Source organism: Sphingobium sp. RS1, from assembly GCF_056156825.1.
The window spans coordinates 3,473,566-3,496,061 of record NZ_JBLZXE010000002.1; the positions used below are offsets into that span (position 1 = coordinate 3,473,566).

Genomic DNA, 22,496 nt, shown 5'->3' on the forward strand with positions numbered 1-22,496 from the left:
GCGCGGCGCAATGTGGAAAAAGATGAAATGCTTTGAACGCAAGGCGCAGGAAGCATGGCGACGGGCAATCTTCTATCCCCTATCGTCATGAACCAGATGACTCGCCTCTCGCCCGCTCCCTCGCCAGCCATGCCCGATCCGGACGTTTGCTGGGATGCCTTTTGCCGCCGCGATCGGGCAATGGACGGCCTGTTCGTGGGCTGCGTCGCCACCACCGGCATCTATTGCAAGCCCAGCTGCGCGGCGCGCCACCCGAAGCGGGAGAATATGCAGTTCCAGCCCGATCCGGCGGCGGCACGGGCGGCGGGCTTCCGCGCCTGCCTGCGCTGCCGCCCGGACGAGGTCGGGCGGGACCGGATCGCGGTGGAAAGGGCGATCGCCTTCATCGAGGCGGCAGAGGAGACGCCGCTGCTGGAGGCGATCGCCGCCCATGCCGGCTACGCGCCACATCATTTCCATCGCCTGTTCAAGCGCGAAACGGGGCTGACCCCGGCGGCCTATGCGCGCGGGGTGCGGGCGGGTCGGCTGAGGCAGGCGCTGGACCGTAAGGGCAGCGTGACCGACGCCATTTACGAGGCCGGCTATAATGCGCCCAGCCGCGCCTATGCCGATGCGCAGGCACATCTGGGGATGACGCCGACGGCGTGGAAGGATGGCGGGCGCGGCGTCACGATCCGCTGGCGCACGGTGGAAAGCAGCCTTGGCCCCATGCTGGTGGCGGCGACATGCCGGGGGCTGTGTCGCATCAGCTTCGGCGAAGGTGTGTCCGACCTGCGCGCACGCTTCCCCCATGCCGATCTGCAACCCGCCGATGCGGCGCTGGATGCGATGGCGGCGCGGGTCGCGGCGCTGGTCGATGATCCCGCGAGCGGCGCCGATCTGCCCACCGATATCGGCGGGACCGCCTTCCAGCAGGCGGTGTGGGCCGCGCTGCGCGCCATCCCGCCGGGCGAAACGCGCAGCTACGGGGATGTCGCCGCCGCTATCGGTCGCCCCGGCGCCGTGCGCGCGGCAGGCACGGCCTGCGGCGACAATAATCTCGCCATCCTCATTCCCTGCCATCGGGTCGTGCGCAGCGATGGCAGCATGGGTGGCTATGCCTGGGGCCTGGACAGGAAGCAGGCGCTGCTCGCCAAAGAAAAAGTCAAGTAACGGGAATATTTCATCTTTCCATCCGACGCGCGCTTCGCCACCTTGTCATCAAGGTCTTTGGGGAAAGAGCGAAATGATGCGATTCTGGATGAGGGCGCTGGCCGGGGCGGGGCTGGCGCTGGTTGGCATGGCGGCGACCATGGGCACGGCGCAAGCGGCATGGTGGCAGGCGCAGACCCGGCATTTCACCGTCTATAGCGAGGGCCGGGACGAAACGCTGCGCGGCTTTGCCGAGCGGCTGGAGAAATTCGATTTCCTGCTACGCCGCCTGACCGGCGTGGACAGCCCGGACAAGGGCAGCCCGGTGAAGGTCTATCTTCTGTCGAGCGAGGCCAAGGTCAAGGAACTGGCGCGCAATCCCAATATCGCGGGCTATTACACGACCTCCGATCGCACGGCCTATGCCTTTCTGGCGCGCGGGGGGAAGACCAGCAAATATGACACCGGCGCCGAGGAGATATTATTCCACGAATATACCCATCATTTCATGCTGCATCATTTTCCGGCCGCCTATCCGGCCTGGTATGTGGAGGGGTTCGCGGAATTTTTCTCGGTCGTTAATTTCCCCAAGGACGGGTCGATCCAGTTCGCCAAGGTGCCGATGGGTCGGGTGCCGGGGCTGGTTCTGGGTCAGCCCTATCCACTCGCCCAGCTGCTGTCGCGCACGACCGACGGTCTGAACCTGAGGGATGGCGACCGCTATTATGGGACCGCCTGGCTGCTCACCCATTATTATTTCCAGAACAAGAACGACTATACGGCGGCCATGACCCGCTATCTCAACGATCTGGCGCAAGGGAAGCCGGATGTGCAGGCAGACAGTTATTTCGAAGGGGGTGTGGACGGGCTGGAGAAGGCGCTCAAGGCCTATATGCGCACTCGCCTGACCATGTCGGTGCTCAAGCCGCAGGAAATGAACATCGGCGCGATCACGGTGGTGCCGGTCGATCCGGCGCAAGCGGCCCTGATCGAGGATGAACTGCACCTCATCCATCGGCCGCAGCCGGATGAACTGCCCGCTCTGGTTGCTTCGATCCGGACGACGGCTGCCCAATATCCGGACAGCGCCTATGCGCTGGCGCTGCTTGCCGAAGCGGAATGGGATGCCGAGCAGGCAGACGCGGCCCTGGCCGATGCCGACCGTGCGATCGCGATCGATCCCCAATCCTCCCGTGCCTATGCCGTGCGCGCGCAGGCATTGCTGGAAAAGGCGCAGGACAGCGACAAGGCGGAAGACTGGAAGGCTGCGCTGACGTCGATTGTCCGCGCCAATCGCGCCGATACCGAAGATCCGGTGCCGCTCGCGCTCTTCTACCGTTATCATGCGATGCGTGGGGGCAAGATGCCGGACCTCGGCTATGACGGCCTCTACAAGGCGTTCACCCTGTTGCCGCAAAATCCCAACTATCGGTTCCAGATTGCGCAGGCGATGGCCTATCGCGGGGAATATGAGGCGGCCTCGACGCTGCTCGATCCGATCGCCTTTTCACCGCATGGATCGGACATGCGGCAGGCGGCGATCAGGATGAAGGCCGGTTATGACGCGCAGGCAGCGGAGAAGAAGAAGGCCGCGCCGGCTGGAAATCCGAAACCCGCATCATGACATCGGCGCGGGCGGCATCGCCCAGCGACCGCCAATGGACGATCTCCTCGATCGTCCGGCCGCAGCCGGTGCAGCTCTTCCGGTCCCGGTCGAGCGCACACAGGTTGCGGCAGGGGCTGAGGATGAAGTTGGGCGTTACCATCACATGAAGCTGTAGGGGTCGACATCCACCGCGACGCGCGTGCCCGATTTCCAAGCCAGATTGCCCAGCCATTCGCGGATCGCCGCCTGAATATCCACCTGACGCGTGGCATGGATCAGCAGGCGATGGCGGTGCCGCCCGCGCAAGACGGACAGCGGAGCGGGGGCGGGGCCATAGACGCGCATCCCCTCGATCACCGGGGCGGACTTGCCGATCAGCCGGGCGGTCTGCGCCGCCTCGTCAGCATCCTCGCTCGATATGATGATCGCGGCGAAGCGGCCGAAGGGCGGCGCGTTGGCGCGGCGCCGGTTCTCCGTCTCCACCGCATAGAAACGCTCGGTGTTGCCCTCGATCAGCGACTGGATCACCTCGCTGCCGGGCATGCGCGTCTGGATATAGACCTTGCCTGGCTTCTCGCCGCGTCCGGCGCGTCCGGCCACCTGCACGATCTGCTGGAATGTGCGCTCGGCCGCGCGCAAATCGCCGCCCTCCAGTCCCAGATCCGCATCGATCACGCCCACCAGCGTCAAATTGGGGAAGTGATAGCCCTTGGTCACGAGCTGCGTGCCGACGATGATGTCGACATCGCCGGCCTCCACCGACTTCACGAAATCGGCGGCACGGGCCGGGGACCAGAGCGTGTCCGACGTGGCCAGCGCAATGCGCGCCTGCGGCCACAGGGTCTTTACCTCGTCCGCGATGCGCTCCACGCCAGGGCCGCAGGCGACGAGCGAATCCTCCTCCTTGCACTCTGGGCAGCGGCGCGGCGCGGGGATGACATGGCCGCAATGATGGCAGGCGAGGCGGTGGGTCAGCCGATGCTCGACCATCCAGCTGGTGCAATTGGGGCATTGGAAGCGATAGCCGCAATGGCGGCACAAAGTCAGCGGTGCATAGCCCCGCCGGTTGAGGAAGAGCAGGCTCTGCTCGCCCTTCGCCATCACCTCGTCGATCGCCTTGACCAGCGGCGGCGCGATCCAGCGGCCGCGCTCGGGCGGATCGGTCAGCAGGTTCACGCCTTCGATGGATGGCATCTCCGCCCCGCCATAGCGCGACGGCAACTTGATCTCCGCATAGCGGCCCAGTTCCACCTGATGCCGCGTCTCGATCGCCGGTGTGGCGGAAGCGAGGATGACCGGGAATTTCTCTATGAGGCCGCGCATCACCGCCACATCGCGCGCATGATAATGAACGCCATCCTCCTGCTTGAAACTGGCTTCATGCGCCTCGTCCACCACGATGAGGCCCAGATTGGGATAGGGCAGGAACAGGGCCGAACGCGCGCCCACCACAACCTGCGCCTGTCCGCTGGCAATGGCGCGCCACGCCCGGCGCCGCTCGCTCTGCCGCAGGCCGCTGTGCCAGTTGACCGGCACCGTGCCGAAGCGCTTTTCGAACCGCTCCAGAAAGGGTTCGGTCAGCGCGATTTCGGGCAGCAGCACCAGCACCTGCCGGTCGGCGCGGATCGCGGCGGCGATCGCCTCGAAATAGACCTCGGTCTTGCCCGACCCGGTGACACCGTCCAGCAGGAATGGCGCGAAGTCATGCGCCCGCACGGCGTCTGCCATCTGCTCCGCCGCGGCCGTCTGCGCTGCCGACAGGACCGGCTGGGCATGGGCCGGATCGGGCATGGGGAAGGGCGTGTCGACGCTCACCTCCACCGCTTCGAATATATCCTGCTTGATAAGACCGCGGATCACCGCGTCGCTGACACCGCCGATCATCGCCAGTTCGCGGATCAGTCCCTGCCGATCCCCGATCCGCTCCAATGCCTGCGCCCGCTGCTCGGTCATCCGGTCGGGCACGGCGCCTGTGGCGCGATATTCGATCACCGTCCGCGCGCCTTCCAGCGCCGCCATGGAGGATAGAGCCATGCGCAGCACGGCGGCCGGAGGCGCCAGATAATAATCCGCCGTCCATTCGATCAGCCGGCGCAACGTTTCGGGCAGGGGCGGGGCGTCAACCACCTCGATCAGGTTGCGCAGCCGGTTGTCGCCGACCGTCTCGCCATCGGGGAAGCTGTCTTCCTCCCACACCACGCCGATCAGCTGACGCGGCCCCAGCGGCGCTACGACAATGCTGCCGGGCCTGACGCTCATGCCGTGCGGCACGCGATAGTCGAGCGGCCCAAGGGCAGCGTTCAGGATCAGGACACGGGCGCGAGACGACATGCTCCCAGTCCTTAAAGCGCTGGGCGCGCGGCGCAATGGCTTCGCGGCTACAGCCGCCAGCTCAGCGTCAGCCAGGGGATGTGCGACACGACATCGGGCCGGCCATCGCGGAAATTCTGCTGCCGCATATAGAGCAATTGGGCGTCCAGCGCCTTGGCGATCGGATGGCGCAGCCCGATCTGGTTGCGCATCATGGCAAGGCCGGTCTTGTCGCTCGGCCGGGCGCGATTGAGGTGGAAGAAGACTTCGGTCGCAGCGATGACCGTCCATCGCTTCGCCCGGTCGATCGGCACCGACGCCTGCACCCGCTGCCGCAGCCGCCAGCTTGGATCATTCGCGGTGCTGAAGAAGCGCTGCTCCATCCGGGTGCGGCTCAGCCAGATGCCCTTGCTGACGATCGCCTGCTGGAACAGGCGCAACTCCTGATCGACCTCGCTTTCCAGATAAGCGATGCCGCCGCCCAGTTGCAGGTGCGGCGCGACCGCATGGTCCAGCCCGACCCGTGCCACGAACTGTTCGCCGCCGCTCTGCGCGTCGGACCGCATCCGCTGGCTCGAATCGATGGTGACGATATCGGCCGGGCTGATACGGATGGTCGCCAGTTCGCTCAGCCAGGCCTGGCTTTCCTCGGTCGCGGCCGACGCCGGGCTGGTCAGGGGCAGGCACAGGGTCAGGCAAAGCCCCGCGATCAGGCGGGTGCGGGGCAATCGGCGCATGTCTGGTCCTTTGGAAAGGTAGGCCCGCCTTAATCGCGCCGTGCGCCGGATGCAAATCGGCGCGTCCGACATGGCTTATCCTGCCGCCAGCCGCTAAAGGGGCGCGATTCGCCCTATCCCCGGAGTCCTCCCCATGAAATTCTTCGTCGACACTGCCGACACCGCCGAAATCCGCGAACTGGCCGCCACCGGCCTGCTGGACGGCGTCACCACCAACCCCTCGCTGATCCACAAGTCGGGTCGCAAGTTTCTGGAAGTGGTGGAGGAAATCTGCGGCATCGTAGATGGCCCCGTGTCCGCCGAAGTCGTCGCGCTCGACCATGAGACGATGATGAAGGAAGCCGAAGTGCTGCGGAAGATCGCGGACAATGTCTGCATCAAGGTGCCGCTGACCATCGACGGCCTCAAGACCTGCAAGGCGCTGACCGACGATGGCACGCTGGTCAATGTCACCCTCTGCTTCTCGGCCAATCAGGCGCTGCTCGCGGCCAAGGCCGGCGCCAGCTTCATCTCGCCCTTCGTTGGCCGGCATGACGATAATGGCTTCGACGGCATGGCACTGATCGGCGATATCCGCCTGATCTACGACAATTATGGTTTCGACACCGAAATCCTGGTCGCTTCGGTCCGCCATCCGATCCATGTGCTCGAAAGTGCCCGTATCGGCGCCGATGTGATGACCGCGCCGCCGTCCGTCATCAAGATGCTGTCCAAGCATGTGCTGACCGACAAGGGCCTCGAAGGCTTCGCCGCCGACTGGGCGAAGACCGGCCAGACGATTCTCTGATCGGATCGCACCGGCGCTCCCGGCTGTCGGGAGCGCCGGTTTGGCTTATCCTGTTGGAACTCGCGCGCGATCCGGCTCATTCTCCTTGAAAGGCAAGGAGAGAATCGATGTTCGTCGCGGTCTATTGGTGGCGGGTCCATCCCGGCAAGGAAGAGCAGTTCCGCACCGCCTGGCGCCGCGGCACCGACCTCATCCGCGAAAGATATGGCAGCTACGGCTCCCGCTTGCATCGCGATGCCGATGGTCGTTTCGTCGGTTATGCCGAATGGCCGGATGAGGCGACATGGCGGGCGGCATTCGACCGGAAAATGGTCTATGATGAACCGGCTACCCGTGCCGCCTTCGTCGATGCGATTGCGGAAGTGCCGCCGGATGCCGACCCGATCTTTACCATGACGGTGCTCGATGATCTATTGGCACGGTCGCAATGAAGGAAAGGCGCGATGAGAGATCCTGACAAACCCGATTTCGGCTTTCTCGGCTTCGCCTTCATGCTGACGCTGTTCGGCCTGGCGATGCTGATCTTCAACTTCTGATTCTGTGGCGACCCCGGCAGGATTCGAACCTGCGACCATTCGCTTAGAAGGCGAATGCTCTATCCAACTGAGCTACGGGGCCGTGCGGGTGCCGCGATAGCGGGCGATCCGGCCGCTTGCAATCGCCTGACTGTGTCGGCGTGCAAGATCGCAGCGGACGCGCCCGTTTCGCCCGCCATCCGTCAGGCTGTACTGGGGGCCAGCGCCACGGTGTCGCTCGACCGGGGCGGATGGGGCGGTGTGGGATCAACCGTGACCGGCTGATCGCCGCGCACCAGGGCGACGGCTTCCGCCCGGCTCTCCACGGCCGGTGGCGATCCGCGCAGCGGCATGCCCGCGGTTTCGCGCACATGCCACATCGTCGCGATGCCGATCGCCGCCGCGCCCATCAGATAATAGGCCGGCACCAGCGGATCGCCGGTCCGGCTGACGAGCCAGGCGGTGACCAGCGGCGTCGTGCCGCCAAACAGCGAGACAGAGATGTTGAACGCGATCGACAGCCCGCTGTAGCGCACCGGCGTGTAGAAAAGCGCGGGCAGGGTCGAGGGCATCGAACTGGTGAAGCAGACCAAAGTCACGCCCAGCAGCATCAGCCCGGCAAAGATCAGCCAGTCGTTACCCGTTCCGATCAGCCACATGCACGGCACCGACAGCAGGATCAGCGCCGCGCAGGCGCCGATAATCATCGGTCGCCGCCCCAGCCGGTCGCTGATCGCGCCGCCCACGACATTGAGCGGCATCATCACCAGCATCACCAGAATGATGAGCAACAGCCCCTTGCTCTCCGCGTAACCCATGGTGACGCTCAGATAATTGGGCATATAGGTCAGCAGCATATAGTCGGTGACGTTGAACACCAGCACCAGCCCCATGCACTTGACCAGTTGGCGCCAGTGGGTGCGCAGCAGAGCGGTAAGGGGCAGGCGATCCTGCTCGCGCTTGTCGGCTTCCTCGGCATAAGCACGGAAGGCCGGCGTTTCCTCCAGCTTGAGCCGCATATAGAGGCCGAGCAACCCCAAAGGCCCCGCGATCAGGAAGGGGATGCGCCATCCCCAGGCCAGCATGTCGGCATCGCTCAGCGCCATTTGCAGCGCCGTGACCGTGCCTGCCCCCATGATGTAACCGCCCAGCGTGCCGAACTCCAGCCAGCTGCCCATGAAACCGCGCTTCTGGTCGGTCGAATATTCCGCGATGAAGGTTGCCGCCCCGCCATATTCGCCGCCGGTGGAAAAGCCCTGGATCAGCCGCGCGACCAGCAGCAGGATCGGCGCGCCCATGCCGATCCGTTCATAGGAAGGGATCAGGCCGATGGCGAAGGTGCCGATCGCCATCAGGATCATGGTGAAGGCCAGAACCTTGTGCCGGCCATAGCGGTCGCCCAGCGGCCCGAACACCAGACCTCCCAGTGGCCGAACCAGAAAGGCAGCGGTAAAGGTCGCCAGCGTCGCGATCAGCTGTGCGGTCGGATCGCCGGCGGGAAAGAAGACCCGGCCCAATGTGACGGCCAGATAGCCGTAGACGCCGAAATCGAACCATTCCATCGCATTGCCCAGCGCCGCCGCCCCCACGGCCCGGTTAAGTTGCGATTTGTCGACGATGGTGATGTCGTCGACCTTCAGGTCGCGACGCCGTTTGAACCAGCCAAGATGCGCGCGATCGGCGCTGGAAAAGGACATAACTGTCTCCGGTTCCGCCAACAGGGACGCGAAGGATGCGCCACGCACGATCGGCGAATGAGGGGTCGAACAGAGCGACCGTGAAAGGTGCGACACCGAAGCGGCATCAAGCGGGAAGGGCCGCACATAGGCAGCCCATGCGCAAAAGGGGGCAGTTAAGGGACGGGCCGTGGCCTCAAGCGGGTGAAACGACCCGCAATGCTGCATTGCGACATCGCATCGCAGCAAAAATTGCGAAGCGAGGGTCTTGGAGTTTGATCAAATGAGATCAACCCACTGCGTCATTGCGAGCGCCGCGAAGCAATCCATATGGCGCAACATGGATTGCTTCGCGGCGCTCGCAATGACGATGCCATTTGGAATCCTGGCGTTTCAGCGGGATTCGCGCCAGCGCTCGCTTGCAATCATCCGGCTGCACGATAAGCATCGTCGGCATGAGCGACGGGGCGGTGCACAAGATCGAGGCGGATGCGCTGGGAAGCCGGCCATTGCGCTATTATGATTTCTTCATGGCGGCCTTCGTCGCCATATTACTGCTGTCCAACCTGATCGGCGCGGCCAAGCTATCTACGCTGGGCGGCTTCACCTTCGGTGCCGGCATCCTCTTCTTCCCGCTCGGCTATGTCATCGGCGACGTGCTGACGGAAGTGTACGGCTATTCCCGCGCGCGCCGCTGCGTCTGGGCGGGCTTTGCCGCCATGCTGTTCATGGCGTTGATGAGTTGGGTCGTGGTGGCGCTGCCGCCGGCGGAAGGCTGGCCCGACCAGAAAGCCTATGAGTCCGTCTTCGGCAGCACCTGGCGCATCGTCTTCGCGTCGCTCTGTGCCTTCTGGGCGGGCGAATTCGCCAACAGCTTCGTGCTTGCCAAGATGAAGCTGCTGACGCAGGGGCGGCATCTGTGGATGCGGACCATCGGTTCGACCATCGTCGGGCAGGGGGTGGACAGCCTGCTCTTCTACCCGCTCGCCTTCCTGGGCACCTGGACGCACACGCAGGTGCTGACCGTCATGGTCACCAACTGGGGCATGAAATGTCTGTGGGAAGCGGTGTTGACCCCTGTGACCTATATTGTGGTCGGCTTCCTGAAGCGCCGGGAAGGGCTGGACGTCTATGACGCCGGGACCAATTTCACGCCCTTCCGCACCCAGCTCTGAAAAACTTTGCGACCATCCGGCCTTGGTAAATCTCTGTTTACCGGTCGTCCTCAATAAGGGCGCATGAGCCGCCATCTGCACGACGATTTTGCCCAGACTCTTGAACGCAAACCTTTTCCTGTGATGGTGACGGCCGATCTGTTCGGCCCCTGCCCGAATATGGCTGCCGAACTGGGCCGGGCGCAACGGCGGTTCGAGGCGACCTTCCATCACGCACCCATCGGCATCGCGCATGTCCGGCTGGACGGCCATTTTCTGCTGGTCAATCCACGCTTCTGCGAGATTAGCGGCTATGACGCCGACACGCTCATCCGCACCGGCTTCCAGCAGATCACCCATCCGGACGACCTGAATGCGGACGAGGCGCTGCTGGCCCGACTCAATGCCGGTGAACTGCCCCGCTATTCGATGGAAAAACGCTATATTCGTGCGGACGGCACGGTCATCTGGGTCAATCTGACCGTCGCGATGGTGCGCGATGACGCGGATCGGCCCGAATTCTACGTCGCGGTGATCGAGGATCTGTCCGACCTGCGCCAAGCCAGTTTCGAAGCGATGCACGATCCACTGACCAGCCTGTGCAACCGGCGTGGCTTCGCCTGCCGGGCCAAACATGTGCTGACCCATGCCGCGCAGATGAACCGGGCCGTGAGCCTGCTGTTCCTCGACCTCGACGGGTTCAAGCAGTTGAATGACAGCTATGGCCATGCGGCGGGCGACATTTGTCTGGCCGATATCGGCGGCATCCTGCGCAGCCATACGCAGGCGGGCGATGTCGTCGCCCGGCTGGGAGGCGACGAATTTCTGGTTCTGCTCGCGAACCGGGAAGACGTGGCCGTTGCCGCCATTGCCGAAGACGTAAGGCTGGCTCTGGCGGCCTATGGCATGGGCATCAGCGGCAGCCTTGGCCTCGTCAGCACCGACCGGCCCGATCCGGCCGATCTCGACCGGCTGATCGCCTGCGCTGACGATGCGATGCGGGATGCCAAGCGCGCCGGCAAGAATCAGGTGCGGGTCGCCGCTTTCACCTGACGTCTTCGCCCGGATAGCTGGCCTGCACGAAATATAGCCCGTCCGGCGGCGCATTCAGGCCCAGCGCGGCCCGATCTTTCGCCTCGAGCGCGGCGCGCAGATCGTCCGCGGTCCAGCGGCCCATGCCGACCATCGCCAGACATCCGACCATCGACCGCACCTGATGGTGCAGGAAGGATCGCGCCGCCGCATGAATGGCGATGCGGTCGCCGTCGCGTTCCACCGCCAGTCGGTCCAGCGTCTTGACCGGGCTGTGCGCCTGGCAATGGGCGGACCGGAAGGTGGTGAAGTCATGCAGTCCCACCAATATCTGCGCGGCGTCATGCATCGCGCCAGCATCGAGCGGCTGGATCACCCGCCACATCAGCCCTTTGTCGAAGGTCAGCGGCGCGCGGCGATTGGCGATGCGGTAAATATAGGATCGGCCGACGCAGGAAAAGCGGGCATGCCAGTCGTCCGGCACGACCTCGCATGCCAGGATCGCGACCGGATCAGGCCGCAGCCGCGCGTTGATCGCCTCCATCAGGCGGAAGGGCGGGATATCCTTCCCGATCTCCGCATGGGCGCGCATGGCGAGGCCATGGACGCCGGCATCGGTACGCCCGGCCGCATGGATGACCGCCGGCTCCCCCGTGACCGCGAAGATCGCGTCCTCGATTGCCTGCTGTACGCTCGGCCCATGCGCCTGCCGCTGCCAGCCCATGAAGGGCCGCCCGTCAAATTCGACAGTGAAGGCAAAGCGGGTCATATCTGACCTTCGCTCCGATTACCCATCCACCCGGCTCCCCGCCGGCATGTCATAGCCGCGCAGCAATTCGCCCGGCGTCATCACCCCCTTGCCGGCGCGCTGGATCAGCGTCGGGCGGATCGCGTCATGGCCGCATCCGATCAGCAGGCTGTCGTCCAGCAATTCGCCCGCCGGGCCGGCACGGTGCTCGATATGTGCGGCAAGGATACGGAAGCGTTCGCCGCGATATTCGAAAAAGGCACCGGGAAAGGGGTTGAAGGCGCGGACCTGTCGTTCGACCTGATGGGCGTCCTTGCTAAAATCGATCCGCGATTCCGCCTTGTCGATCTTGGCGGCATAGGTGACGCCGTCCTCCGGCTGCGCCATCGCCGGATGCAGCGACACATCGTCCAGCACCTCGACCATCAATTCGGCCCCGGCCTGCGCGAGTTCGTCGGTCAGCACGCCGGCGGTCTTGCCTTCGATCGGCGTCACATGCTTGGCGCGCATCGGCCCGGTGTCGAGGCCTGCCTCCATGTCCATGATCGTCACGCCGGTGACATTGTCGCCGGACAGGATCGCCCGCTGGATCGGCGCCGCCCCGCGCCAGCGCGGCAGCAGCGAGGCATGGATGTTCATGCAGCCATGGCGCGGCGCATCCAGCACGGCGCGCGGCAGGATCAAGCCATAGGCGGCCACCACCGCGACATCGGCCGCCAGCGCGGCAAATGCGGCCTGCACCTCAGCATCCTTGAGCGACACCGGGGTGCGCACCTCTATGCCCAGTGCCTCCGCGCGCATATGGACGGGGGAGGGGCGCAACGCCTTGCCGCGACCGGCCGGGCGGGGCGGCTGGCTGTAGACCGCAACGATGTCATGCCCCGCCTTGACCAGCGCATCGAGCGCAGGAACGGCGAAATCGGGGGTGCCCATATAGATGATACGCATGGCGGATGCTCAAACCCCTTGTCTCTCCCAGTTGCAACCCCTTATCTCACGATATGGCCTCTCCTGAAATCGAAGCGCTCACCCAGGCGCTATCCCGACTGCCCGGTCTTGGTCCCCGTTCGGCGCGGCGCGCGGTGCTGCATCTGCTCAAACGCCGCGAAGGCGCGATGGAGCCGCTGCTGCGCGCGCTGGAGGCTGTGAACGAGCGGCTCGTCACCTGCCATGTCTGCGGGAATGTCGACACGGTCGATCCTTGCGGCATCTGCACCGATCATCGCCGCGATCCGCGCGCGCTCTGCGTGGTAGAGGATGTGTCGGATCTGTGGGCGCTCGACAAGTCGCGCCTCTTTCCCGGCCGCTTTCATGTGCTGGGCGGGCGGCTCTCCGCGCTGGAAGGGGTGCGGCCCGAAGATCTCACCATCGACGCGCTGGTCGCACGGCTGGAGCCGGGCGGCATAGACGAGGTGGTGCTGGCGATGAACGCCACGCTGGAGGGGCAGACGACCGCCCATTATCTTGTCGAACGGCTGGAGCGTTTTCCGATCCGCCTGACCCAGCTGGCCCATGGCGTGCCGGTCGGCGGCGAACTCGACTATCTGGACGAAGGCACGCTGGCGCAGGCGCTGCGCGCGCGACGGCCGGTGGGGTAGGGCGCTGTCCTACTCGTCCCGATCCTGCTAAAGGCACCCCATCGCTGGTTGGCGCTGGCTGTAACTTAATTTCCTATTTCTAATCTGAAATTTCAGGATTGGCGGGAAATATGCGAAGTTAAGCCGTACGCATCCGTCCTTGCCCCGCTTGATATTCGCGGCTGTTCCGCCTATGTTCGGAGCATGGCCATCCGTCCCATTCTTGAAGCGCCCGATCCGCGCCTGCGCACCATCTCGACCCCTGTCGAGGCGATTGACGACGATTTGCAGACGCTGATCGACGACATGTTCGAAACCATGTACGACGCGCCTGGCATCGGCCTTGCCGCGATCCAGGTCGGGGTGCCCAAGCGGGTACTGGTCATGGACCTTCAGGAGCCCGAATCGGACGAAGAAGGCGCGCCGCCGGTCAGGAAGCCGATGGTCTTCATCAACCCGGAGATTCTCAAGGGTTCGGAAGATCTGTCCGTCTATAATGAGGGCTGCCTCTCGGTGCCGGACCAGTTCGCCGAAGTCGAACGTCCGGCCGTCATCCGCGCAAGCTGGATGGACCGCGAAGGCCGCATCCATGAAGAGCAGCTGGAAGGGCTGCTCGCCACCTGCCTCCAGCATGAGATGGACCATCTGGAGGGCATACTCTTCATCGATCACCTGTCCCGCCTGAAGCGCGACATGCTGATGAAGAAACTGACCAAGGCCCGCCGCGCGGCGTAACGATCGTCGGTGGCACAAAATCAGGCGCTCCGGCGGTGGTCGGGGCGCTTTTCTATTTTCTCTCCATATCGACAAGGGCGGAGTGCATCGGTCAACAAGCGGAAAATGCTCGCCATTCATTTATTGATAGTGACTTTCAATAGCGAATCTGTTTAAGGGCCACCCGTCAAAAGGGAGGCTTCATTGACCACATATTTCCTGTCCACCACCAGTCTGCGCGTCCTGACCATCGCGGCCATGTGCGTTTGCGTTCCGGCTTTTGCGGCCGATGATGCCACATCCTATGCGGGGGACGCGGACGGTGACCGGCCCGAAATCATCGTCGTCGGCAAAAGCTACGGCCAGGAAGTCGGCAAGACCGTCACGCCGCTCAAGGACATTCCTAACACCGTGACGGTGATCGACCGGGATCAGATCGAAGCGCAGGGGCTGTTCACGCTGGAAGATGCGCTGACCGCCACCAACGGCATCACCGTCAACGGTGTCGGCAGCGAAGGCGCGACCTTCTATTCGCGCGGTTTTGCCATCAACAATTATCTGGTCGATGGCACGCCGACCCGCGCCTATGATTCCCCGGCGGTCATCCCCGACCTCTTCTTCTACGAAAGGCTGGAGGTGCTGCGCGGTCCGGCTGGCCTGTTCAGCGGATCGGGCAACCCGGCCGGCAGCATCAATCTGGTGCGCAAGCGCCCCCTCGACAGCTTCAAGGTCCAGGGTTCGCTGGGCTATGGCAGCTATCAGAACAAGCGTGGCGAAATCGACCTGTCGGCGCCGATCGGCGGCGGCGCGGCGATACGCTTGGGCGCCATGGTCCAGGATCAGGATCAGTTTTACGATATTGCCCATCGCAACCGTGTCGGTGCCTTCGCCGTGGGCAAGATCGACATCGGCGATCGCACCACCTTCACCGTGGGGGGCACCTGGGAACGGTTCAAGCCGGCGATCCAGACCGGTCTGCCCGGCATCATCGGCGGCGCCGACGGCAGCGACGGAAAACTGCTGGATGTCCCGCGTTCGACCTATGTTGGGGCGGACTGGAACCGCTTCCGTTCCGAAAGCTGGTCCGCCTTCGCCGAACTGACCCATCAGATCAGCGATCGCTGGACGCTGCGGGCGACCGGCCTCTACACCGATGTCGATCGGATCGATATCTACAGCTATATCGGCAGCGCGCCGATCACGGAAACCAACGGCGTCACCCCGCACATCGCCTATCGCGGCGACAATACATTCAGCACCCGGTCCTTCGATTTCAACGGCGTCGGCAGCTTCCCGATGTTCGGCCGGGACCAGACGTTGATCCTGGGCATGGACTATCAGGCGAGTTCCGCCACCACTTATTATACCCGCCTCAGCCGCTATGCGACGATCGACGTCTATAACCCGGTTTCTCCGGCCGAACCGCCGCTTGACCCCTATGGTCCGCTGCCGGCCTATGAAGGCCCCTATGGCGCCGTCACCCAGGTCTATGGCGCCAGCACCACCGACGTCGAACAATATGGCATGTACGGCCAGTTGCGCTTCAGCCCGGTCAAGGGGCTGACGCTGGTCGGTGGCGGCCGCATGACATGGTGGTCGACACAGTCGCAGACTTTGCTCCCTACCTTGCAGCGGCCAAGCGGCTACAGCATGGACGGGCAATTCACGCCCTATGCCGGCATCGTCTGGGACGTGACCGACAATTGGAATATCTATGGCAGCTATGCGGACAGCTTCATGCCGCAGACATCCACCCTGCCGCGCGTGGATGGCGGCCGGATCGAACCGCTGATCGGCGACCAATATGAAGGCGGCAGCAAATTGTCGCTGTTCGACGACAAGCTGCTGTTGTCGCTGGCCGCCTATCAGATCACCCAGTCCAATCGCCTGTTCACCGACCCCGACCTGCCCGATGTGGTGTTGCAGATCGGCAAGGTTCGCTCGCGCGGGATTGAGTTCGATGCGGGCGGCGAAATCCTGCCCGGCTGGCGGATCAACGGCGGTTACAGTTATAATCGCAACAAATATCTGCGCGACACCAATGCGCTATATGAAGGCATTTCGGTGGTGCCGGTCATCCCGAAACATTCGGTCAAGCTGTTCACCAACTATGCCCCCACCAGCGGTGCGCTGGAAGGCTTCAGCGTCGGGGGCGGGCTGACCTGGCTCAGTGCCACCTTCGGCGGCAACGCGGCGATATGGAATACGGACGGTACGCTGCGCACCCGGTCCACGATCGTGCGGCAGGGCGGTTATGTCGTGGCGGACATGCGGGCCGGCTACAAGGTCAACGACCGTATCTCCTTGTCCGTCAATGTGAACAACCTGTTCGACCGCGTCTATTATGCGCGCATTTCTTCCACCGGGCGCGGCAATTTCTATGGCAGTCCGCGCACCGTGTTCGCCACCCTGCGCTTCAGCTTCCCCTGACGGGGAAGGCGCTGCTTGCGCCGGCAAGCGCATGAAAAAGGCCTCCCCGGACATTCCGGGGAGGCCTTTTTCTCATATACGGCGATGGGTTCAGTTCATGCCTTCGGTATCCAGCGCATAGCCGGCCGACCGCACGGTGCGGATAATATCCTGATACTGGCCATCGCCGTTGATCGCCTTGCGCAGGCGGCGGATATGGACGTCGACGGTGCGCAGTTCGATATCGCTGTCCTGCCCCCAGACGCTGTCGAGCAGCCGCTCGCGCGAAAAGACCCAGCCCGGATGCTCCAGAAAATGCTTGAGCAGGCGGAATTCGGTGGGACCGAGCGGGATCACCTGGCCACCACGGCGCACCTTGTGGCCCACCGTATCCATCTCGACATCGGCGAAGGTCAGCGTCTCGCCGGCCAGCGCCGGCCGCACCCGGCGCAGCACCGCGCCGACGCGCGCCACCAGTTCGCGGGGGCTGAAAGGCTTGGTCACATAATCGTCCGCGCCGGTTTCCAGACCGCGCACCCGATCCTCTTCCTCACCGCGCGCGGTCAGCATGATGATGGGGATGTTGGCGGTGCCGTTCATGCGGCGCAGGCGGCGGCACACCTCGATGCCCGACAGGCTTTCGACCATCCAGTCAAGCAGCACGATATCGGGCACATTCTCCTGCGCCATCAGCAGCGCTTCTTCGCCATCGACCGTATGGGCGACCTCGAAATCCTCGCGCTTGAAATGCCAGATGAGGAGTTCGGCCAGTGCCGCGTCATCTTCGACCAGCAGCATCTTCGCTCGCGCCATGGCTCAGTCCTCCGCTTGCAGGTCGGCGCCGCGCTCGCGCTCGGGCAGGGTCTGGCCAGTGGCCGCATAATAGACCATTTCCGCGACGTTGGTGGCGTGGTCGCCGATCCGCTCGATATTCTTGGCGACGAACAACAGGTGCGCGCATTCGCTGATCGTCTTGGGGTTCTCGACCATGAACGTCACCAGCGTTCGGAACACGCTGTTGTAGAAATCGTCGACCACCGTGTCGCGCTCGACCACGGCGAGCGCCAGATCGGCGTCGCGCGCGGCAAAGGCGTTCAGCGCATCATGTACCATCTCACCTGCGACCTGCCCCATGGAGGGCAGCAGCGCGATCGGCTCCAGCGTGCGGGTGTTGGTCGCGATCAGCGGCACGCGCTTGGCGATATTCTTGGCATAGTCGCCGATCCGCTCCACTACGCTGACGATCTTCAGCGCGGCGATCACGTCGCGCAGATCGTTGGCCATCGGCGCGCGGAGCGCGATCACCTGAATGACCAGCTTCTCGACTTCCGCCTCGATCGCGTCGATGCGCTTGTCGTCCGCGACCACTTCGGCGGCCAATTTCTTGTCCTGCCGCTGTAGCGCCAGCATCGCATTTTCGATCGCCGCTTCCGCCCGACCGCCCATTTCGGCGATCAGCCCGCGCAGCCGGTCGATTTCCTCGTCAAATGCCTTGATCGTATGTTCAGCCATGATGTTCCTCCCCCGGATCAGCCGTAGCGGCCGGTGATATAATCCTTGGTCCGCTCCTGGCGGGGATTGGTGAAGATGTCGGATGTCACGCCATATTCGACCAGCTCGCCCAGATGGAAGAAGGCGGTTCGCTGCGATACGCGGGCGGCCTGCTGCATGTTGTGGGTGACGATCACGATCGCATAGCGGCCGCGCAGTTCGTGGATCAGTTCCTCGATCTTGGCGGTCGCGATGGGATCCAGTGCCGAGCAGGGCTCGTCCATCAGGATGACTTCGGGTTCGACCGCGATCGCGCGGCCGATGCACAGACGCTGCTGCTGGCCACCCGACAAGGCGGTGCCGCTGTCATGCAGCCGGTCCTTCACTTCGTCCCACAGGCCGGCGCGACGCAGCGACTTTTCCACGATCACGTCCATGTCCGCCTTGCCGGCGGCGAGGCCATGGATGCGCGGCCCATAGGCGATGTTTTCGTAGATCGACTTGGGGAAGGGGTTCGGCTTCTGGAATACCATGCCGACGCGCGCGCGCAGCTGCACCACGTCCATCGACGGGGCGTAGATATTCTCGCCGTCCAGCGTGATCTCACCCTCGACCCGGGCCGAAGCGACCGTGTCGTTCATGCGGTTCAGCGTCCGCAGGAAGGTCGACTTGCCGCAGCCCGACGGGCCGATGAAGGCGGTGACATGGTCCATGCCGACATCGATCGACACGCCCTTGATCGCCTGCTTTTCGCCGTAGAAGACCTTGACATCGCGGGCCGACATCTTGGGATCGGCGATGGTCAGATTGGTTTGTGCTTCTGTCATGGGTGTCATTACCACCGTGTTTCAAACTTGTTGCGCAGGTAGATGGCGAGGCCGTTCATCGCGAGCAGGAAGACCAGCAGAACAATGATCGCGGCGGAGGTCTTTTCGACAAAGCCCTTGGAGACTTCGTCCGACCAGAGGAAGATCTGCACCGGCAGCACGGTCGCAGGGTCGGTGATACCGCCCGGCGGGGTCGCGATGAAGGCGCGCATGCCGATCATCAGCAGCGGGGCCGTCTCGCCGAGCGCGCGGGCCATGCCGATGATCGTGCCGGTCAGGATGCCGGGCAAAGCGAGCGGCAGCACATGCTGAAACACGACCTGTACCGGGCTAGCGCCGATGCCCAATGCCGCGTCGCGGATGCTGGGCGGCACCGACTTGATGGCGTTGCGCCCGGCGATGACGATGACCGGCATCGTCATCAACGCCAGCGTCATGCCGCCGACCAGTGCCGCCGATCGCGGCAGATGGGCGAGGTTCAGGAAGATCGACAGGCCCAGCAGGCCGAAGATGATGGAGGGCACGGCCGCCAGATTGTTGATCGACACTTCGATAATGTCGGTCCACCAGTTCTTGCGCGCATATTCTTCCAGATAGAGCGCGGTCGCCACGCCCACCGGGAAGCTGAGGATCAGCGTGACCAGCATGGTCAGCAACGACCCCTTGAACGCGCCCCAAATGCCGACCTGCGTCGGATCGGTGCCGTCGCTGGCGGTCAGGAAGCCGAGGTTGAGGCCGGTCGACAGCACGCCCTGCTGCTTCAGCCGGGCGACCTCCGCTTCCATCTCGGGCGAACCCTTGCTTTTGGCGGCAAGGTCCAGCGCGGTGGAGGCGGGGACGCTGATCGTGGCGGTGCGGCTCAGGATCGTCGGATCGGCCTTGATCGCGTCGCGGATGCTGATCCAGGCGGTCGGCGACAGCAGGTCGTCGGCTTTCTCGCCCAGCGCCTTCTTGGCGACCGTACCGGTCACCATCGGCAGATTGGCGTTGGCCAGCGCCTCGTCGGTGATCGCCTGGGGATCGAGCAGCAGCGGCGAGGCCGGGAAATCGACCTTCAGTGCGATCTCGGTCCGGGTGAAGCCGCGCAGGCCGTTACCCATCATGGTGACGAGCAGGAAGGCCAGAAAGGATGCGGACAGCAGGACGGCGAACAGTCCGGCGGCCTTGAAGCGGCGTTCGGCGGCATAGCGCCCCGCAATCCGCTTGCGCATGGCCTCCGACTTCCAGTCGGTGGGGTTGCGTGTGCTCATTATTCGTAAGCCTCGCGATATTTCTTCACGACCCGCAGGGCCACGATGTTGAGCAGCAGGGTGACGATGAACAGCACCAGGCCCAGCGCGAAGGCGGCCAGCGTCTTGGCGCTGTCGAATTCCTGGTCGCCGGTCAGCAACTGGACGATCTGGGTCGTCACCGTGGTCACGCTGGCAAAGGGATTGGCGGTGAGGTTCGCGGCAAGGCCGGCGGCCATCACCACGATCATCGTTTCGCCGATGGCGCGGCTGACGGCCAGCAGCACGCCGCCGACGACGCCGGGCAGGGCGGCGGGGATGAGCACGCGGGTGATAGTCTCGCTGGTGGTGGCGCCCATGGCAAGGCTGCCGTCACGCATGGACTGCGGCACGGCGGCGATGCTGTCGTCGGCCATGGAGGACACGAAGGGAATGATCATCACGCCCATCACCAGACCGGCGGCCAGTGCGCTTTCCGAGGACGCGCCATGGATGCCGATCATCACGGCGAAGTCGCGGAGCGCAGGCGCAATGGTTAGCGCAGCGAAATAGCCGTAGACCACGGTCGGCACGCCCGCGAGCATCTCCAGCGTCGGCTTCATCCATTTGCGGACGGTCGGGCTGGCATATTGCGTCAGGTAGATGGCGCTCATCAGGCCCAGCGGGATCGCCACGATCATGGCGATGATCGCGCCGATGAAGATGGTGCCCCAGAAGAGCGGCACCGCACCGAACGCGTCGTCATTGCCATAGCCCATCGCGGCCGACTGCGGCGACCATTTCAGGCCGAACAGGAAGTCGATGGGATTGACCATGGAGAAGAAGCGGAAGCTTTCCCACAGCAGCGAGGCGACGATGCCCAGCGTCGTGATGATCGCGATCAGCGACGCGATCAGCAGCGATGCCATCACCAGCCGCTCGACCCGCGTGCGCGCCCGGAAATCGGGTCGCACACGGGTGAAGGCGAAGGCGCCGCCGGCAAAGGCCAGCACCAGCGCCAGGACGGCGCCGGCGATGCCATATTTGTCGAGCGCTTGCGCATAGGGTTCGACCAGAGCTTGCGACAGGGGATTGAACGCCCCGGCCTGCGTACCGTTGGCGATCGCCCGCGCCTCGCCAAGGATGGCGGAGCGGGAGAAGGCGTCGGCGGGCAGGCTCTGCGCTGCCGGATCGGCCAGCACGCTTTGCGTGACCAGGCCGGGCGCCACATTGGCCCAGACCGCCAGGAAGATGGCGGCCGGGATCAGGGTCCACAGCGCGACATACCAGCCATGATAGCCGGGTAGCGAGTGGACGGCGTCGCGCCGCCCGGTGGCCCGCGCCGCGGTTTGCAGCCGCAGCGCGCGCGCGCGGGCGCTGACCCAGGCGATCGCGCCCAGGCCCGCCAGCAGCAGGAGGATTGCAGGTCCGGTCATGTCGCCCTTACTTCAGTTGCGAACCGTCGAGGACGGTCAGCGCCTTGACGGTTTCGGCGCTCTTCTTGCGCACGTCTTCCGGCGCCGCGACCATGCCGCGCTTGGTCAGCGCGCCGTCCGGGTTCCAGTTGGCGGCGAAGGTGTTCAGGAAGCCCTGAAGGCCGGGGATGGCTGTCATATGCGCCTTCTTCACATAGATGTAGAGCGGACGGGCGCCCGGATACTGGCCGGTCGACACGGTTTCATAGGTCGCCTCGACGCCGTTGATCGGCACGTCCTTCAGCGTGTCCTTGTTTTCCTCAAGGAAGCTGTAGCCGAAGACGCCGACCGCATTGGGGTTCGCGCCCAGCTTCTGCACGATCAGATTGTCGTTCTCGCCCGAATCGACATATTTGCCGTCTTCGCGAATGCGGGTGCAGGTCGCCTTATATTCGTCTTCGCTCTTTTCCTTGAGCGCCTTCATCGCTTCGTCGCTCTGGCAGCCCTTTTCCAGGATCAGTTCGGCGAGCGAGTCGCGGGTGCCGCTGGTCGAGGGCGGACCGAAGACGGAGATGGCGATCGCGGGCAGGCTGGGGTCCACATCCTTCCAGGTCTGGGCCTTGTTCGGACCCTTGCCATAGGGATTGGCGGCCAGCGCTTCGTAAACAATCTTGGGGGTCAGCTTCAGGCCCGGACCCTGCTTCGATTCGGCAAAGGCAAGGCCATCGACGCCGACCTGGATTTCGATGATGTCCTTCACGCCATTGGCGGCGCACTGTTCGAATTCGGCCTTCTTCATCCGGCGTGACGCGTCGGCGATGTCGGGATGCTGGGCACCCACGCCGGCGCAGAACAGCTTCATGCCGCCGCCGGTGCCGGTCGATTCGATGATCGGCGACTTCATGCCGGCATTGCCCTGCACGAACAGTTCAGCGACCGCCGTGGCGAAGGGGTAGACGGTGGACGAACCGACGGCGCGGATCTGGTCGCGGGTGGCGCCGGCGCCACCGCCCGACTGATCGCCGCAGGCGGCAAGGCTGAAAATGCTCGCGGTGGTGGCGGCGAGCAGAGCGAATTTCTTCACGGGAACCTCCATACATCAAGGCCGCGATTCGCAAGTCGCCGCCCCCCTGTGGAAGCGCCCTAGTCGCGGACCATC

The 22,496-nt window shown here is 64.2% G+C and carries 21 protein-coding genes and 1 tRNA gene; 9 read left to right on the forward strand and 13 right to left on the reverse strand.

Annotation, left to right across the window (positions count from 1 at the left end):
• Window positions 1–87: 87 nt before the first annotated feature.
• Both ada and ACNHGR_RS18740 read left to right on the forward strand, forming a co-directional pair.
• Window positions 88–1,152 (forward strand): bifunctional DNA-binding transcriptional regulator/O6-methylguanine-DNA methyltransferase Ada, encoded by a 1,065-nt coding sequence (gene ada / locus ACNHGR_RS18735; RefSeq protein WP_475288478.1) that lies wholly within the window; start codon window positions 88–90, stop codon window positions 1,150–1,152.
• 73 nt (window positions 1,153–1,225) lie between these two features.
• Complete coding sequence (locus ACNHGR_RS18740; RefSeq protein WP_475288001.1) at window positions 1,226–2,755, forward strand: hypothetical protein; 1,530 nt, start codon at window positions 1,226–1,228, stop codon at window positions 2,753–2,755.
• Here the strand turns inward: ACNHGR_RS18740 and ACNHGR_RS18745 are convergent.
• Genes ACNHGR_RS18745 through ACNHGR_RS18755 form a run of 3 tightly spaced genes read right to left on the reverse strand, consistent with a single transcriptional unit; the run spans window position 2,673 to window position 5,784 of the window.
• On the reverse strand, window positions 2,673–2,969 hold the full coding sequence (locus tag ACNHGR_RS18745) for a DUF1289 domain-containing protein (protein ID WP_475288003.1): 297 nt from the start codon (window positions 2,967–2,969) through the stop codon (window positions 2,673–2,675). The two genes, ACNHGR_RS18740 and ACNHGR_RS18745, sit on opposite strands and share 83 nt — an antisense overlap.
• Window positions 2,897–5,068 (reverse strand): primosomal protein N', encoded by a 2,172-nt coding sequence (locus tag ACNHGR_RS18750; RefSeq protein ID WP_475288004.1) that lies wholly within the window; start codon window positions 5,066–5,068, stop codon window positions 2,897–2,899. The genes ACNHGR_RS18745 and ACNHGR_RS18750 overlap by 73 nt, the downstream gene beginning before the upstream one ends.
• Window positions 5,069–5,115: 47 nt before the next feature.
• Window positions 5,116–5,784, reverse strand: coding sequence for a DUF2490 domain-containing protein (locus ACNHGR_RS18755; protein WP_475288005.1), 669 nt, complete (start codon window positions 5,782–5,784; stop codon window positions 5,116–5,118).
• Window positions 5,785–5,917: 133 nt separating this feature from the next.
• Here ACNHGR_RS18755 and fsa point away from each other — a divergent pair, with 133 nt between their 5' ends.
• Complete coding sequence (gene fsa, locus ACNHGR_RS18760) at window positions 5,918–6,571, forward strand: fructose-6-phosphate aldolase (protein ID WP_093083749.1); 654 nt, start codon at window positions 5,918–5,920, stop codon at window positions 6,569–6,571.
• A gap of 107 nt (window positions 6,572–6,678) precedes the next feature.
• Complete coding sequence (locus ACNHGR_RS18765) at window positions 6,679–7,002, forward strand: antibiotic biosynthesis monooxygenase (RefSeq protein ID WP_184270615.1); 324 nt, start codon at window positions 6,679–6,681, stop codon at window positions 7,000–7,002.
• Window positions 7,003–7,112: 110 nt separating this feature from the next.
• Here the strand turns inward: ACNHGR_RS18765 and ACNHGR_RS18770 are convergent.
• A tRNA-Arg gene (locus ACNHGR_RS18770) sits at window positions 7,113–7,189 on the reverse strand.
• Window positions 7,190–7,289: 100 nt separating this feature from the next.
• Window positions 7,290–8,783 (reverse strand): glycine betaine/L-proline transporter ProP, encoded by a 1,494-nt coding sequence (gene proP / locus ACNHGR_RS18775; RefSeq protein ID WP_475288007.1) that lies wholly within the window; start codon window positions 8,781–8,783, stop codon window positions 7,290–7,292.
• 434 nt (window positions 8,784–9,217) lie between these two features.
• Between proP and ACNHGR_RS18780 the strand changes: the two genes are divergently transcribed.
• Together ACNHGR_RS18780 and ACNHGR_RS18785 are read left to right on the forward strand one after the other, a co-directional pair.
• Window positions 9,218–9,937 carry a queuosine precursor transporter gene (locus tag ACNHGR_RS18780; protein ID WP_475288008.1) on the forward strand — a complete coding sequence of 240 codons (720 nt, stop codon included), beginning with the start codon at window positions 9,218–9,220 and terminating at the stop codon, window positions 9,935–9,937.
• 63 nt (window positions 9,938–10,000) lie between these two features.
• Window positions 10,001–10,969 (forward strand): GGDEF domain-containing protein, encoded by a 969-nt coding sequence (locus tag ACNHGR_RS18785; protein WP_475288009.1) that lies wholly within the window; start codon window positions 10,001–10,003, stop codon window positions 10,967–10,969.
• On the opposite strand, the gene truA is transcribed toward ACNHGR_RS18785, so the two are convergent.
• Both truA and fmt read right to left on the reverse strand, forming a co-directional pair.
• Window positions 10,962–11,717, reverse strand: coding sequence for a tRNA pseudouridine(38-40) synthase TruA (gene truA, locus ACNHGR_RS18790; protein WP_475288010.1), 756 nt, complete (start codon window positions 11,715–11,717; stop codon window positions 10,962–10,964). The genes ACNHGR_RS18785 and truA overlap by 8 nt on opposite strands.
• An 18-nt stretch (window positions 11,718–11,735) precedes the next feature.
• Entirely contained in the window at window positions 11,736–12,644 is a 909-nt protein-coding gene (gene fmt / locus ACNHGR_RS18795) for a methionyl-tRNA formyltransferase (RefSeq protein WP_475288012.1), read from the reverse strand.
• A 53-nt stretch (window positions 12,645–12,697) separates the two neighbouring features.
• Between fmt and recR the strand changes: the two genes are divergently transcribed.
• From recR to ACNHGR_RS18810, 3 genes are all read left to right on the forward strand, one after another.
• Window positions 12,698–13,294 (forward strand): recombination mediator RecR, encoded by a 597-nt coding sequence (gene recR / locus ACNHGR_RS18800; protein ID WP_184270636.1) that lies wholly within the window; start codon window positions 12,698–12,700, stop codon window positions 13,292–13,294.
• 183 nt (window positions 13,295–13,477) lie between these two features.
• The gene (def, locus tag ACNHGR_RS18805) at window positions 13,478–14,008 is read left to right on the forward strand and encodes a peptide deformylase (protein WP_184270639.1); all 531 of its coding nucleotides are present in this window, start codon (window positions 13,478–13,480) and stop codon (window positions 14,006–14,008) included.
• 183 nt (window positions 14,009–14,191) lie between these two features.
• Window positions 14,192–16,417 carry a TonB-dependent siderophore receptor gene (locus ACNHGR_RS18810; RefSeq protein WP_475288013.1) on the forward strand — a complete coding sequence of 742 codons (2,226 nt, stop codon included), beginning with the start codon at window positions 14,192–14,194 and terminating at the stop codon, window positions 16,415–16,417.
• 90 nt (window positions 16,418–16,507) lie between these two features.
• Here the strand turns inward: ACNHGR_RS18810 and phoB are convergent, their stop codons facing one another.
• Genes phoB through ACNHGR_RS18840 form a run of 6 tightly spaced genes read right to left on the reverse strand, consistent with a single transcriptional unit; the run spans window position 16,508 to window position 22,433 of the window.
• The gene (gene phoB, locus ACNHGR_RS18815) at window positions 16,508–17,209 is read right to left on the reverse strand and encodes a phosphate regulon transcriptional regulator PhoB (protein ID WP_184270642.1); all 702 of its coding nucleotides are present in this window, start codon (window positions 17,207–17,209) and stop codon (window positions 16,508–16,510) included.
• Between the two features lie 3 nt (window positions 17,210–17,212).
• The gene (gene phoU, locus ACNHGR_RS18820) at window positions 17,213–17,908 is read right to left on the reverse strand and encodes a phosphate signaling complex protein PhoU (protein WP_184270645.1); all 696 of its coding nucleotides are present in this window, start codon (window positions 17,906–17,908) and stop codon (window positions 17,213–17,215) included.
• Between the two features lie 17 nt (window positions 17,909–17,925).
• Entirely contained in the window at window positions 17,926–18,714 is a 789-nt protein-coding gene (gene pstB / locus ACNHGR_RS18825; protein ID WP_184270648.1) for a phosphate ABC transporter ATP-binding protein PstB, read from the reverse strand.
• 8 nt (window positions 18,715–18,722) lie between these two features.
• Entirely contained in the window at window positions 18,723–19,964 is a 1,242-nt protein-coding gene (gene pstA, locus ACNHGR_RS18830; protein ID WP_475288015.1) for a phosphate ABC transporter permease PstA, read from the reverse strand.
• Window positions 19,964–21,358 (reverse strand): phosphate ABC transporter permease subunit PstC, encoded by a 1,395-nt coding sequence (pstC, locus tag ACNHGR_RS18835; protein ID WP_475288016.1) that lies wholly within the window; start codon window positions 21,356–21,358, stop codon window positions 19,964–19,966. The genes pstA and pstC overlap by 1 nt, the downstream gene beginning before the upstream one ends.
• Window positions 21,359–21,365: 7 nt before the next feature.
• Window positions 21,366–22,433 carry a substrate-binding domain-containing protein gene (locus ACNHGR_RS18840; protein WP_184270657.1) on the reverse strand — a complete coding sequence of 356 codons (1,068 nt, stop codon included), beginning with the start codon at window positions 22,431–22,433 and terminating at the stop codon, window positions 21,366–21,368.
• Window positions 22,434–22,496 lie beyond the last annotated feature (63 nt).